A 13,671-nucleotide genomic window follows, 5' to 3' on the forward strand; every position below is an offset into this window, starting at 1 on the left:
ATTGATTAAGCAACATTCTCAGGGCGGGGTGAAATTCCCCACCGGCGGTATACTTTAAATTGAAGTGAGCCCGCGAGCGCTTTAACGTTGGTTAAAGGTCAGCAGATCTGGTGAGAGGCCAGAGCCGACGGTGATAGTCCGGATGAAAGAGAATATAGTTAATCTATAAAACAGTAATCGGCTGCCTGCGGGTGGTCTTTTTTGCTGTGCCTTTCAATGTCCTGAATCTTTTCATATTTAATTTAATAGGTATTAAAAATGATGATTCAGTCTTCTTTACTTAGCCAATTTGGCGAACCACTTGAACGCGTTGAACGTGCTATTGCTGCTTTGCAACAGGGTGAAGGCGTGCTTGTAGTAGATGACGAAAACCGTGAAAACGAAGGTGATTTTGTGTATTCAGCACAGCACCTGACCACAGAGCAAATGGCCATGATGATCCGTGAAGGCAGCGGTATTGTGTGTCTTTGCATGGGCGATGAGCGTGTTAAACAGCTTGATTTACCACAAATGGTTGAGCATAACACCAGTCAGAACAAAACAGCGTATACAGTGACCATTGAAGCTAAAACGGGTGTGACAACCGGCGTTTCAGCAGCTGATCGTGTAACCACCATTAAAGCGGCAACAGCTGACAATGCAAAGCCTGAAGATTTGTCTCGTCCAGGACATGTGTTTGGACTGCGAGCACAAACGGGTGGTGTATTAGTGCGCCGTGGCCATACTGAGGCATCGGTTGATTTAATGCAGTTAGCGGGTTTAACACCGTTTGGTGTTATTTGCGAATTAACGAATCCAGACGGTTCAATGGCTCGCTTGCCTGAAGTAAGCAAGTTTGCCAATGAGCACAACATGCCTGTTGTATCGATTGAAGATTTAGTTGCCTACCTCCAAGCAACGCAAAAACAGGCTTGTTAAAAGCGTTAAGCCGTAAGTAAATAAATAAAGGCCACTCTAGTGGCCTTTATTTATTGTAATTTCTCAATAGCTTGTTTAGCACTTTCACTGTCAGGATTAAGTTTTAGTGCACTTTTGTAACTTGCTAATGCTTTTTGTTTATCACCAGCTGCTAAATATGCTTCACCTAAACTGTCAAACGTATTTGCGGAATCCGGGTAAGATTGATTGTTGAGTTCAAACACTGTGATTGCGGCGTCTAGCTCATCCATCTGCATTAATTCATAGCCAAAGTAGTTTAGCGACCTTTCTCTCGGCGTATTACCCTCACTCACCATTTGCTGATAGGTATTCTTTAACCCTGCAATACCTTCACGTTTAAATGCGTTGAAAAGTTTACTATCTGCATGCTCTGTCGCTTTTTCGTAGGGTTTGCCATAGTAAATTGCAAGTAAGCCATTAGTCATGGGAGTGAGTGGCGCACCACCGGTATTATTTAAAATAATAACCAGTAATTTGTCTTCGATGATTCTACTTATAAATGCATTAAAACCATTAATACCACCGCCATGTTGGATACGGGTCAGGGGTTTTCCGTAGGTACTTTCATCAAGGCTTGTTACTTCCCAACCAAGTGCATAATTTCTTTGCTCAGAAACGTGATACATCTGCTTTTTATAGTCGTTGTTCAATAACTTATCCGTGTAGAGAGCGTGATCCCATTTTAATAAATCTCGTGCTGTTGAATACATAGACCCAGCAGCATACGGGATAGACATATCTAAATAATCAGTATTGCTATAGCCTGCTAGGCCATTGTCGTAACCTGATACGCGAAATTTAATGATTTTATTGTGAGAGTCATAGCCTGTATCCTTCATATCGAGTGGATCTAAAATATTCTTCTGTAATAAGTCTTGATATTTTTGACCTGTTACCTTTTCGATTACCGCACCCAAAATAAAGTAGCCAGAATTGCTATAACGAAAGTCAGTGCCGGGCTCGAACACGAGATCATCACTACATAGTAAGCGAATAAATTCATCAACACTGTAGGGGTTTCGACTGTACTCATCACGAAACGATTTTGCTTGAGTATAATTACCAAGACCAGAGGTGTGATTAAGTATTTGGCGAAGGGTGATTTTAGTGGCTATATCTTGTCTGTAATCAGGGAGGTATGTTGCAAGGTGATCATCGAGTTTAAGTTTTCCATCTTGTGCCAATTGCAAAATTAACATGGCAGTAAATTGTTTGGTAATTGAACCAATTCTAAATTTACTTTTATTACTATGTTTTATATCCCATTCAAAGTTGGCATAGCCAACGCTTTGTTCAAACAGTACTTTTCCATCCTTTGCAACTAACACATTGCCATTAAACTGCTTAAAGTTATGAAAGCCATTAATAAAGTCAGCCATTTCTGCTTGCATGTTTTGGCTGTGTGCGAGGCTTGAAATTGCCAGTAGATAAAAAACTACAAGTAGTCTTAAATTCTTAAAGAATATGTTCATTGCTGTCCTTGTTATTTGTTGGTTACATTAGTCTATGTAAAACCTCATTGCGCATGACTTGATTGATAAGGCTGACCATTCTGGTGTGGTTCCAATTACTATAATGCACAACAGATACACTCTTATTTTGAAGTGCTTGCCAATAATCAGCAGGGCTTATTGGGTCTGCGTTACTAACATAGAGTGTGGTTCTATTAGCTGATTGTTTGCCGTTCAGTAGGGCGATTAAATCAAGCTGTGTTTCATCAATACCACTGTTTTGAATTACATTTTTTGCTGCGTTTTTAAAATCATTATCTTTGACAAAGTAGCTTAAGGTTGGGTGATAATTTTTAGCTACGGACATTAATGCGGTGTCAAAATGCACAATTGGTGCAACCATTATCTGTTGCTTTACATTAGACATCTGCTTTGCAAATTGCATAGCAGCAATACTGCCCATTGAATAACTTAAAATATCAATTTGTTGGTATTGGTTGTTATTTAAATAATGTTGTAATACATCTAGACTATTTAGACCAAACTTGAATTCATTATACTGATTGCTCGCAGGCATAAGGATGACATCTTTGCCAGTAAAATGGCTAAGCCAACGGGCTTGAAAGCTGTAACCCATGCTATTTACACCGTAACCAGGGAATAGCACAATTACATTTGAGGAGTTTGAGGTTGCTTGATTACTCAAATCCAGTTCAGATTTAAACTCTTCCGTTTTATTGTTACTCTTTAAAACTAAACTTAAATTGAGATTGCCCACTTCCAAAAAATGCTTATTTAAGTCGCTTTGTGAAAATAATCGAAAATCTAGGCATTGCAAATCGGTGATACAAGAGTGTCTTGGGGCTCCGGAAAATATGATCATGTTTTCCATACCGTCAAATGATACTTCTTGTGCCGGTTGAGTGATTTGATAAGCAATAAAACTCTGACAACCACTGAGGACTAAAATATAAAAAATGCAGAGGATAAAGCGCATAATTCCCTTTGTTGTTATTGTAGTATTCCCATTTTTCACAATAACTTAGCAATCAAGCAGTAATAATGCAATCGGATAATATTTGAACAAGGGTTGTAAGAGGATTGTATTACCACCTTGCGGTAAATCCTCGGTTATCTATGTGAACAAAACCACCGTGGTGGGAGGCGGGTTTATAGCGGCCAATACCGCCATTATAGCGGCTCTGTTTTTGGAATTTTTCAAACACTTTATAAAGCACGTCAACATCAGCAATCGTTAGTTTGCCGTCGCCATTTAAATCGTCCATTCGGCCATCACCATCTTCGTCTATATATAAGTCAAAGGCATCGCCATATTGGTGTCGGCTGTGTTTGCCATTACCAATTGAGCGATTGTAGTGGGGTGTTCTATAGCCGCTAATAAAAGCAAACTTGCTAACTTTAATCCCTTCATTTTGTACAAACGTGAGCAGTTCTTCGAGCATCAACAAGCCATCGTTGTTGACATAAAGATACTTTGGAAAGCCACTTACTTGTTTACATATCACATTTTTAATTTGCACATGAGGAGTCAGTTGGCGAGTTAAGTCTTCCTGTGTTACTTCAATAAATCCGTTTGGCGCACTGTACTGTGGGTAGTTTTTATACGGTGCAGGGTAGAGGCCGATTTGGTAATTATTCAATTGCTTATTGTTGGTATTGAATGGTGTTTTCACTATAACGAGTAAGTGTTTGCGGGTAATATTGTTACTCAGTACTAGGTTATAAAACCCTGCATTTTCTGGGGCATAAACGGCAATACTATTTGGCCCTAATCGCTCTGTCTCAACATCTGATACTGTAGTAGCTGTAAAATCAGCCGTGTTATCAAGTGTTAGCACTTGTTTCGCATCAAATACAAGGCTGTGCAGCGAGTCTGTTAATTCAATGGCAGCAACAGAGCATGTAGTTAACGCTAAGCACGCACTTAAAATAATACGGCTGAAATACATAGTGACCTCTAAATTGTATTGTTTGCTAATGGCGTGGTGAGTGCTTTTAATAACGCGCCATCGCGATTATAAACGTCGGTATAAAATTGCAAGCCCTCGTCGTTACCTGCAACGGTCCAGTACATTAAAAGTACATCCAGCGGTTTTGACAAGCTGACTTTTTTAGTTTCTTTTGCCGCAATGGTGTCATCAATTTCGCTACGACTCCAATTATCTGACGTTTCTAAGATTTTCTCAGCTAAAGTGAATGGATCATCAACTCTTACACAGCCGTGGCTAAATGCACGTTGGTCTTGCTGGAATAAACTTTTTGCAGGGGTGTCGTGCAAATAGATTGAGTATTTATTTGGGAACATAAACTTGATTTGCCCTAATGAGTTATTCTCTGAAGGCTGTTGTACAAACCAATACGGGAAGTTTTTGCGACTAGCATTTGCCCAATCAATACTCTCACTATCCACTGGGTTACGGCGACTATCAACCACAACAAAGTCTTTCTCGGTTAAGTAGTTTGGGTTTTCTTTCATTTTTTTGATGATGCCACCTGAAATACTCCGCGGTACTGTCCATGTTGGATTCATCACGATATAGCTCATTTGTCCTTTAAATATTGGCGTTTTGGTGTAGTTTCTGCCTACAACTACATTGGTTTGCCATTTTAATTTATTGTCTTCAAATAAATACAGCAGGTAACCTGCGATATTTACCACTAAGAAGCGTTCTGTAAGGGTATTGTCAACCCAACGAATACGCTCTAGGTTCACTAAAATATCATTAACGTATTCGCTGTAATCTTTGTTGAGTAGTTTTAACGTCGCGTTACCAATCACACCATCATCAGTAACTTGATGCGCATTTTGAAAGCGTTTAACTGCTGCCACCAACTCATCGTCATAATCTGTGGCGTCACTTTCACTGCCTTCAAAATAGTTTAATTGCTTTAACTTTTGCCTTAAAAGCGGCACAGCTGGGTCTGATTGCCCCGGTTTTAAAACATTGTTTTGCAATGCGATGGCTGGTAATTCACCTGTGGCATCAAGCTCTCGGTAAAACACGAGGGCGTCTTTAAGACGTTGATAATGTGGTAAAACAGGCTTGAGGTTTTCAAGTCCCTTATCAAGGCTTTTTGATTTTACATGTTTAAGTAATGAGGCGGCCGCGGCATCAGGGCTGACATCAAATTGTTCATAGTTCCATGTGGCTGCGAGTTGTTTCGGGTTAACTTTCCCGCGTATTAGGTGTTTTGCATAGGTCATGACAGCATCTGTCATCAGTACATCAAACTGGGCTTCAACGGCATCGGCTCCGCGTTTATCTATCTCGCTGGCTAGTGCCATTAAAGTATCAAAGTGATAGTCATTAGGGGAGAGGCCTTCAAGTTCTGCTTGGGCAATTAAGTTGAGCGCTTGTTTAGCATATTTACTGTCATCCCATACCCGTTCAAAGCCGTTTGCTTTATAGGTGGCAATGGTCATTTCGGGGGAATGAATTTGTTGTTTTTCAATACTGTGCGATTCACCAATTAGAATAGGCTCAAGCTGTTGTTGTAAGTATTGATTTTCAGCCAGCACAGGCATGCAAATGGATAAACAACTCACCAAAGCTGTGTAGCGAAGAATTTTCATAGCTATGTCCTTATAACGTATTTTTTAATTTGCGTACATTGTTTCTTTTTTGCTCATTTAAGCTTAGCAAAGCAATGCAATTTATAGGAACATATTTTTAAATAAAAACGCTTGGCAAATAAGTTTGCCAAGCGATCGGTTGGGATTTTAAAGGAAGTTTAATGATTGGTTGTTTGTAATTTTGCTTCTGGCGCTGCTTTTTTACCTCTTAGCTTGCCAATTAAGCGTTTAAAGTCTTCTAACGCGACGTACTGACAAGGGATTAAAATAAGCGTAATGACCGTTGCAAATAACACCCCGAATGCCAGTGATACAGCCATAGGGATAACAATTTTTGCTTGTAAGCTTGTTTCCATAATGATTGGTAGCACACCAATAAAGGTTGTGACAGAGGTCAGTAAGATAGCTCTAAAACGACGACCACCGGCTTGCATTACAGCGTCTTTAATTGCAACACCTTCTGCGCGGGCCTTATTAACAAAGTCGACCATTACTAGCGAGTCATTTACCACAACACCAGCAACCGCGATAATACCAAATACAGACAGGCTGCTCATTGTCATACCTAAAATCATATGACCGAACATTGCACCAATCACACCAAATGGAATAACCGACATAATAATAAACGGCTGTGAGTATGAACGAAGTGGAATCGCTAACAGTGCAAAGATGATCAGCATTGATAGAGCAAAGTCACGCACTTGTTCTGCCACACTGTCCATTTCTTCTTGAATACGACCCGCTACATTACTTTCTACGCCTGGGTAGCTTTTCAGTAGGCTAGGTAAATACTCATCACGGATTTCTTTTGCAATGGCAAATGGTTCAGCTTGGTCTGTGTTAACGGCTGCCCACACATTTACCGTACGTTTAGCATTTTCACGACGAATACGGTTTACACCATCAACAATATTTACTTTAGCAACTTCTGCCAACGGCACTTCAACACCTGTTGGCGTAATGATACGTGCATCTGTGATGTCACTTACCGCGTTACGCGATTCACGAGGGTAGCGGATCATTACTTTAATTTCTTCACCGTCACGTAAAATACGTTGTGCTTCTAGGCCGTAGTAACTAAAGCTAACTTGTGATGCTACATCCGAGAGGGTTAAACCTAAGCTGTAAGCAAGCGGTTTAAGTTCAAGTTGTACTTCATCGGTTGCTGATTGGAGTGAATCATTAACATCACCCACACCTTCCATGCTATTTAATTTCTCTTTTAATAGCGCAGCCACTTCTTTAAGTTTGTTGATGTCTTTACCTTCAAGGCGGAAGCTTACGTCACCGTCATCGCGACCCCCATTCATGATACTGTCTTCAATATTTAGCGTTTTTACACCTGGTAATGGTGGCATTTGCTCACGCCACATAGCACTTAACTGGAATGTATCAATAGGGCGTAAATCGGGTTCAACTAAAATTGCCATGATACGTGCGCTCGTTCTGCCGCGCAGACTAACCGATAAATCGCGGATCATCGGTTGACCATATTGCTCTTCAAGTTGTTTATCGACATCTAGAATCAGTTTCTCAATTGTTTGCGCTGTTTCAAGAGTCGCTTGCTCAGATGACGATAAATTCATTTCAATTGAGATACGCGGGAAATCATGTGGAATTTTAGGGTTCGCAACAAACTTCACTAAACCACCCGCGAACATACCGCCACTGACTATCAATACACAAATAAAACCAACAATAACGGTGTAACGATAGTGAATACAGTGACCAATGAATGGAGTGTAATAATTATCGACAAAGTTTTTAAGTCCTTTATCCATTCCTAAGCGTAAGCGATGTAAAGGATTTTTAGGATTCGCTGGTTTATTTTTCATTGCCGCTAAGTGAGCAGGCAAGATTAGTTTTGATTCGATCAATGAGAACACTAAACATAAGATGATCACACCGCCTATGGCTTTCGAAAACGCAGAACCAGGGCCTGATGCCAGTGTTTGCGGCAAGAATGCGGCAATCGTGGTTAACACACCAAAGGTTGCAGGAATAGCAACACGTTTTACGCCGCGTACTACGTTATCAAGGCTATGACCGTGCTTTTCAATTTCAGAACTGGCTGACTCACCCACTACGATAGCGTCATCAACGACTATCCCGAGTACCAGAATAAATGCGAATAACGAGGCTAAGTTGATAGTGACATCTAAAAAGCCCATTGGCATCATTAAAAATGCACCTAGGAATGACACAGGTAAACCCATCATCACCCAAAATGCTAAACGAAGTGGTAAGAATAGCGCCAGTACCACCATGACTAAAATTCCACCCCATACCATGTTGTCGATCATCATGTTTAGACGACCTTCAAGGTAGTAAGTTAAATCAACAATCGGTGATAGTTTTACACCTGCTGGTAACTGCGGTGCTTTTTCTGCTAGGTAGTTTTTTAATACCCCTGCAACTTTCGTGATGTCTTGATCTTTTGATGCATTAACTTCAAATGTTAGTGAATTTTTACCATTGTATTTAGAATATTGCAGGCCTTCTTCAAAGCCATCATGCACAGTGGCCACATCGCCTAAAAACACTTGTGCGCCATCAGGTAAGTGTAATAAAGGTAGATTTTCGAACTCTTTACCACGATATGCTTGGTTTTCAACACGCATCGAAATGTAGCCATTTTCAGAGCGAATTTGACCTGCTGACATATTGGCAGAGAAGCTACGAACGGCTGTAGCAATATCACGGAAGGTTAAACCATACTCACGAAGTTTATCTGGGCTAATTTCGATGCCAATTTCATAATTTAAACCACTATGAAATTCAACCAAGTTGATTTGAGGTAAGGCTTGTAATTCATCTTTTATGTCGTTACCAAGCTCTTTTAGTTGGTAATTTGTCATATCGCCATAAAGGGCTAAGATCATTACCTCTTGCTCGTACTTATCACGACGTACAATAGGGCGTTCCATCTCAGCTGGGAAGGTATTGATTGAATCAACCTGCATCTTGATTTCATCAAGTACTTCTTGAGGGTCGTACTTTTCTTCGATTTCGATCCAAGCTTGTGAAAAACCACGGTTTGAATAGGTAATTAAGCGTTTAATGCCTTCGAGTCCCTCTAAAGACTCTTCGACTTTGATGGTGATCCCTTCTTCAACCTCTTGCGGCGCTGCACCCGGATAAACAGCTTGAATGCTGATCCAGTTGCTCTCAAATTGCGGGAACATTTGTTTACGGATAGACATTGCCGTTAACAAACCGCCCACTAAGATAAAAATCATAAGCAAATTTGCAGCAACCGGGTTGCGTGCAAACCAGGCAATAAGCCCTTTTTCTCTGTGCGTGGTCATGGCTTATTCCTCTTTTAACGCTAACTGCGTTGTTGGCGCATTAAGCTTTGCGTTATCAAGCTTGACTGCCATGCCTTCAGTTGGGTATTCAAGTGCAGAGGTAATCAGTTGCTCACCATTAGCAAGGCCATTGTCGGCGATCACCATGCCATTTTGTTCACGCACTATATTGAGTGTTTTAAACGAGAGTATTTCACCGTCTTGTAACACGGCGACTTTGCTGTCTTTTACTAAGTGATGTGGTACCACAATCGCGTTGTCCAGCGCACGACCTTGAATGGTTGCATTAATGTATGAACCGAAACGTAGTGGTTGTTTTTGCTCATAAGGTGTTGCCACTTGTGCTACCAAATAATTCATGCGGCTGCGTTGGTCAACAACCCCTTCGCTACGAACAATAGTCGCTTGCCATGTAGTTTGTTTACCCGCAAATTCAGCGTTAATTGATACGCTGGCGCCAATACCTTGATTATTTAGGTATTGCAGATCTTTATCTGCTACAGGTAAACGAATTTCAGCCAGTGACGTTGAGCTTAGGCTACCAAAACTGTTACCTGGGTTTACCACACTGCCTAAACTAATTAAGCGCTCGTCGATAATCGCATCATAAGGCGCTTTAATGTAAGTGCGCTCAAGATTACGTTTAGCGCGTTTCACACTGGCTTGTGCAGCACGGTAACTTGCAAGTTTTTCAGCAAGTTGTGGTTTACGTAAATAAAGCTCAGATGGAATAACTTGGTTTGAGTCACCTTTGATGCGGTCCCATTCGGCTTGTGCAACTGACACCTGAGCACGTTCAATCTCAAGTGCTGAGCTTGCTTGCGCTAGTCCCGCTTCTGCTTCAATGAGTGCAGCTTCGTAATCATTTGGATCAATTCGTGCTAGAATGTCGCCTTGCTTAACAAATCCACCTTGTACAAATTGTTCTGATAACGACACAACCTGACCGCTCACTTGCGCAACAAGCTCAGTTTGGTTTTTAGGTTTAACGATACCGTATGATTTTACATCGAGGGTAATGGCGTCAAAGGTTAACGGTTTAATTGATACAAGCGGTCGCAGATCTTGTTCTGGTTTTTCGACTGGCGGTTGCTTCATTGAGGCAAATGCGAATGCCATTCCAAGTCCGCCGACTAATACGGCGATAGGGAGAATGATTTGTTTTTTACTAGCCACGGGATAGTCCCTCACGGTTGACGGTAATTAAAAATAAATTTGTTAGGCTAAGCATACGCAATAAAGTGTTTACAAGGCGTTTGAAGATGTAACAAACCATTACACATATTACAAAGACGCTACAAAGGTTCTATAAGAGGTACTCAATGACAGATAAAATGGCATGTAGATTAGGCTGTGGCGCCTGTTGTATTGCACCCAGTATTAGCTCACCAATACCAGGAATGCCAAACGGGAAAGCGGCGGGAGAGCGCTGTATTCAACTTGACGATAATAACCTATGTAAATTATTTGGTGATGAATCAAGGCCTAAGGTGTGTAGCGACTTTTCTGCCACTATTGATGTGTGTGGCACCACTAACGAACAAGCACTGTATTTAATTACTGAACTTGAACAGATGACTTAAAAAAGATTAAACCTTTAACACTTTTTAACGGTTGCTGGGATCAGTTGTGTTTTATAGCTAAAGTTTCACCAGAGCATTTAAAAATTGTTTCGACTAAGGTGTTTTAAAAATCACAGAAATGGACGCGACACAACAATGCCAGTCAATTGACTGGCATTGTTGTTTTTGCTTACCACGTGTAGGTAGCGCTAAGAGTATATTGCTCGCCGCGACCAGGGGTACCCGGGACTTCTTCGAATGATTCATCCCAAATGTTGTCAGCTGCAAAGGTAACAAATACATTATCAAGCTGGGCTGGGGTAAATTTTAGCGTTAATTGAGTAAAGAAGGCTTCATCATCAGAGCTACGTAGGCGGTTACTGTGTTGCTTACGCCATTCGTTATCAATACGCAGCTCAAGCACATCCATTGGTTGCCATACTGCACCCAGTGTTACACGGTGATCAGGGTAGTTAAGCGCATAAAAGCTCGCATCAATATCTGCAGTGCCATAGTCTTCTGACTTTTCTAAATAGGTGTAGCTGGCAATCAACTCAGTGCTTTCGAACGATTTATTCGCTAAAAATTCAACACCTAAGGTGTCTATATCAACCGGGTTTGCAAAACGAGCTGAGGTTGCATCAAAGCGATATGTCCAATCTGTCAGGTTTTTATCTCTACGGTAGAAAATAGCTGAATCTAAACGCCACGAAGACTGTTCAATCAGTAAACCTAGCTCAAGGTTATCGGTTGTTTCGCGCTCAAGGCTGTAGTTACTTCTGAATAATCCGCCCGTTTCGCTGCCGCCTATGGCGGTATAACCGGGAACTTGTGTTGCTTCGGCGTATGACGCATACCAAGTATGCTCACTGCCATTTTGATTAGCTACTTTCAGACTTGCATCAGCAATAAAGGAAGTCGCTGAGCTATCACGGTTCGTATCATCAAATGCAGCACCAACACGTAAAGTAAGTTCCTTGTTTGTTGCAAGGGCTGTCTTGTACTCAGGCAGGATACTTAGCTTAGTGTAATTACGTGATGTAAAGTTGTTTTCAAGAGATGTTGATTCAATTTCATCAGAAATAAATTGCCCAGCATAATTAATTGCATAGTGATCATTTAAACGGTGACGTCCAGAGAGTGCCAATGACTTAACCGTGGTTTCGTGAAACGCTTCAAAAATAGCTGGGTTTTCACGAGATAATACGTAATGGTCGTTATGTTTACGATAATAACCAGTCACTTCAAAGGTATTGCTCTCACCATACACTTGTTTGTGATTGAGCATGAAAAGCTTGGTTTCAAGGTCTTCGGTTTCGTTAAAGTTAAATGGCGTGTATAGGTTTGGCCAACCAAAAAACTTCTCTTGGCGTCCAAACATTAAATCAGTTTGCGAAGTAGAGCTTGCAAGTTGAACACGCGCTGTAGCACGTTCAAAGTCGTGGTCGCCATTATCAATTGAGCCATCACTTTTTGAGTGCGAGTATTCACCCTCAAAACCTAATCGCCAATCAGGTTTGCTATCAAGCGTTTGGCTATGGGCAGCATGAATGCTTTGTAAATTAAAGCCATTTGTACCTGCGCCAAGTGAAACGCTGCCAGTGCTTGTGATAGGGCGCCAGCCAAATGAAACCGTGCCAACCGAGCTATTCATACCATAAAGGGCATTATCAGCACCTGTAAGCACTGAAGGGCCTGTTAGCATCTGCGGCGCAATGGGAATTTCAGCAAAGTAGTGACCAGATTGCGGATCGAATAACGTACTGCTACCAACACGAAAGCCAGTATTTTCGAAGATACCACCACGAATGGTGACATCAGCTTGTGCTTCAGCCATATTACGCGATTGCAAATCGACACGTGGGTCATATTCTAAGTTTGATACCGGCGCATCAAAGGTACCAACCGGTTCTTTATTTGCGGTTGCTGAAACTTCAACGGTGATTTGTTCAATATTGTTGGTGTCTTCTGCTAGCACTGAGCAAGTGACGAATAATGCGGGAAGTGTAAGCTGTACTGCGCGTACCATCTAAAACTCTCTTGATTTTGTTTAATCTGGGGTAGTGGGCTAGTTAGGCGCACTGAAAATTGCGGGTATTGTATCTGAATCACTGAGTTATACCACTCCAACCAGATTTCAGCAGGCAATAAAAAACCGCGCTAATTGCGCGGTCTTTTAACTAAAATAGTGTTTAGTTTTGATTAATAGATTGCGGTGGGAAGTTACTTAGAATGTTAGCAACCGTTTCTTTGATAACTTCAGTGCGCTTTTCAGGTGATTGATTTTTTTGCAAACGACCTTCTTTAGCACCACGCCAAACTAATTGGTTAGAAGCGCGGTCAACTACGTCTAGGATTAACGTACCCACTTCATATTCGCGAGTGGTGGTTTGCGTGTTATAACCCATACCCCAGTAATTCCAGCGTGCACCGTAACCTACGTTAAAGGTATCAACATCAATTTTTGTATCAACTGAGGCATGATAGTTAATTAGTACATCTGCTTGTGCTAAATCAACTAGCTTCATACCGCTTTTTTCAAGTTCAGCATTAACAGCTTCACGAACGCGTTTTTCCATTAAAGGACTAATTTGGTAGTTCGCTACGTTTTTAGTCAAGCTGGCATTAGGTACCCAAGAGAAGGTTTTATAATTACTAAAATCTGCTGATTTGTCGTAATCCCAATCAGGCGTTTTAGCACAAGCCGCTAAAAATAATACAGCCGTCGCGATTAATAAGTTCTTCATATTGTTTGCTCCTTGGCAAAAATTCCACTACTTGATTGATAACATAACACAAAAAACACTCAACCG

At 41.1% G+C, this 13,671-nt stretch carries 10 protein-coding genes and 1 riboswitch; of the genes, 2 read left to right on the forward strand and 8 right to left on the reverse strand.

Features of this window, described 5'->3' with window-relative positions; all coding sequences use genetic code 11:
* Positions 1-10 precede the first annotated feature (10 nt).
* Positions 11-158: riboswitch (FMN riboswitch) on the forward strand.
* Between the two features lie 106 nt (positions 159-264).
* A complete protein-coding gene (gene ribB / locus P4S60_RS06380; protein ID WP_288345980.1) occupies positions 265-918 on the forward strand; it encodes a 3,4-dihydroxy-2-butanone-4-phosphate synthase in 654 nt (217 codons plus the stop codon).
* A gap of 50 nt (positions 919-968) precedes the next feature.
* On the opposite strand, the gene P4S60_RS06385 is transcribed toward ribB, so the two are convergent.
* The 6 genes from P4S60_RS06385 to P4S60_RS06410 all read right to left on the reverse strand — a co-directional run bounded on the left by P4S60_RS06385 (position 969) and on the right by P4S60_RS06410 (position 10,472).
* Positions 969-2,411 carry a serine hydrolase domain-containing protein gene (locus P4S60_RS06385; protein ID WP_337115387.1) on the reverse strand — a complete coding sequence of 481 codons (1,443 nt, stop codon included), beginning with the start codon at positions 2,409-2,411 and terminating at the stop codon, positions 969-971.
* 22 nt (positions 2,412-2,433) lie between these two features.
* Positions 2,434-3,387, reverse strand: coding sequence for an alpha/beta hydrolase (locus P4S60_RS06390; RefSeq protein WP_337115388.1), 954 nt, complete (start codon positions 3,385-3,387; stop codon positions 2,434-2,436).
* A gap of 109 nt (positions 3,388-3,496) precedes the next feature.
* Positions 3,497-4,360: a D-Ala-D-Ala carboxypeptidase family metallohydrolase gene (locus tag P4S60_RS06395; RefSeq protein WP_337115389.1), complete on the reverse strand. Its 864-nt coding sequence runs from the start codon at positions 4,358-4,360 to the stop codon at positions 3,497-3,499.
* Between the two features lie 8 nt (positions 4,361-4,368).
* Positions 4,369-5,985, reverse strand: a complete 1,617-nt coding sequence (locus P4S60_RS06400; protein WP_337115390.1) for a L,D-transpeptidase family protein — start codon at positions 5,983-5,985, stop codon at positions 4,369-4,371.
* 158 nt (positions 5,986-6,143) lie between these two features.
* Positions 6,144-9,296 (reverse strand): efflux RND transporter permease subunit, encoded by a 3,153-nt coding sequence (locus P4S60_RS06405; RefSeq protein ID WP_337115391.1) that lies wholly within the window; start codon positions 9,294-9,296, stop codon positions 6,144-6,146.
* 3 nt (positions 9,297-9,299) lie between these two features.
* Positions 9,300-10,472 carry an efflux RND transporter periplasmic adaptor subunit gene (locus tag P4S60_RS06410; protein ID WP_337115392.1) on the reverse strand — a complete coding sequence of 391 codons (1,173 nt, stop codon included), beginning with the start codon at positions 10,470-10,472 and terminating at the stop codon, positions 9,300-9,302.
* Positions 10,473-10,630: 158 nt separating this feature from the next.
* Here P4S60_RS06410 and P4S60_RS06415 point away from each other — a divergent pair, with 158 nt between their 5' ends.
* Positions 10,631-10,879 (forward strand): YkgJ family cysteine cluster protein, encoded by a 249-nt coding sequence (locus tag P4S60_RS06415; protein ID WP_054562006.1) that lies wholly within the window; start codon positions 10,631-10,633, stop codon positions 10,877-10,879.
* A gap of 169 nt (positions 10,880-11,048) precedes the next feature.
* Here P4S60_RS06415 and P4S60_RS06420 read toward each other — a convergent pair whose 3' ends face one another.
* Together P4S60_RS06420 and P4S60_RS06425 are read right to left on the reverse strand one after the other, a co-directional pair.
* Positions 11,049-12,887 carry a TonB-dependent receptor plug domain-containing protein gene (locus P4S60_RS06420; protein WP_337115393.1) on the reverse strand — a complete coding sequence of 613 codons (1,839 nt, stop codon included), beginning with the start codon at positions 12,885-12,887 and terminating at the stop codon, positions 11,049-11,051.
* A 163-nt stretch (positions 12,888-13,050) separates the two neighbouring features.
* The gene (locus P4S60_RS06425; RefSeq protein WP_063705792.1) at positions 13,051-13,605 is read right to left on the reverse strand and encodes a DUF4136 domain-containing protein; all 555 of its coding nucleotides are present in this window, start codon (positions 13,603-13,605) and stop codon (positions 13,051-13,053) included.
* Between the last annotated feature and the right edge of the window lie 66 nt (positions 13,606-13,671).

The sequence above is a fragment of the Pseudoalteromonas sp. Hal040 genome, assembly GCF_037162425.1.
In the GTDB taxonomy this organism is placed as follows: Bacteria; Pseudomonadota; Gammaproteobacteria; order Enterobacterales; family Alteromonadaceae; genus Pseudoalteromonas; species Pseudoalteromonas gelatinilytica.

Excerpts from the sequence above, each read along its gene's own strand:
- P4S60_RS06390 (WP_337115388.1), bottom strand. The coding sequence starts at position 3,387 with ATGCGCTTTATCCTCTGCATTTTTTATATTTTAGTCCTCAGTGGTTGT.
- P4S60_RS06385 (WP_337115387.1), bottom strand. The coding sequence starts at position 2,411 with ATGAACATATTCTTTAAGAATTTAAGACTACTTGTAGTTTTTTATCTA.
- P4S60_RS06415 (WP_054562006.1), top strand. The coding sequence starts at position 10,631 with ATGGCATGTAGATTAGGCTGTGGCGCCTGTTGTATTGCACCCAGTATT.
- P4S60_RS06420 (WP_337115393.1), bottom strand. The coding sequence starts at position 12,887 with ATGGTACGCGCAGTACAGCTTACACTTCCCGCATTATTCGTCACTTGC.
- P4S60_RS06425 (WP_063705792.1), bottom strand. The coding sequence starts at position 13,605 with ATGAAGAACTTATTAATCGCGACGGCTGTATTATTTTTAGCGGCTTGT.
- P4S60_RS06405 (WP_337115391.1), bottom strand. The coding sequence starts at position 9,296 with ATGACCACGCACAGAGAAAAAGGGCTTATTGCCTGGTTTGCACGCAAC.
- P4S60_RS06395 (WP_337115389.1), bottom strand. The coding sequence starts at position 4,360 with ATGTATTTCAGCCGTATTATTTTAAGTGCGTGCTTAGCGTTAACTACA.
- P4S60_RS06400 (WP_337115390.1), bottom strand. The coding sequence starts at position 5,985 with ATGAAAATTCTTCGCTACACAGCTTTGGTGAGTTGTTTATCCATTTGC.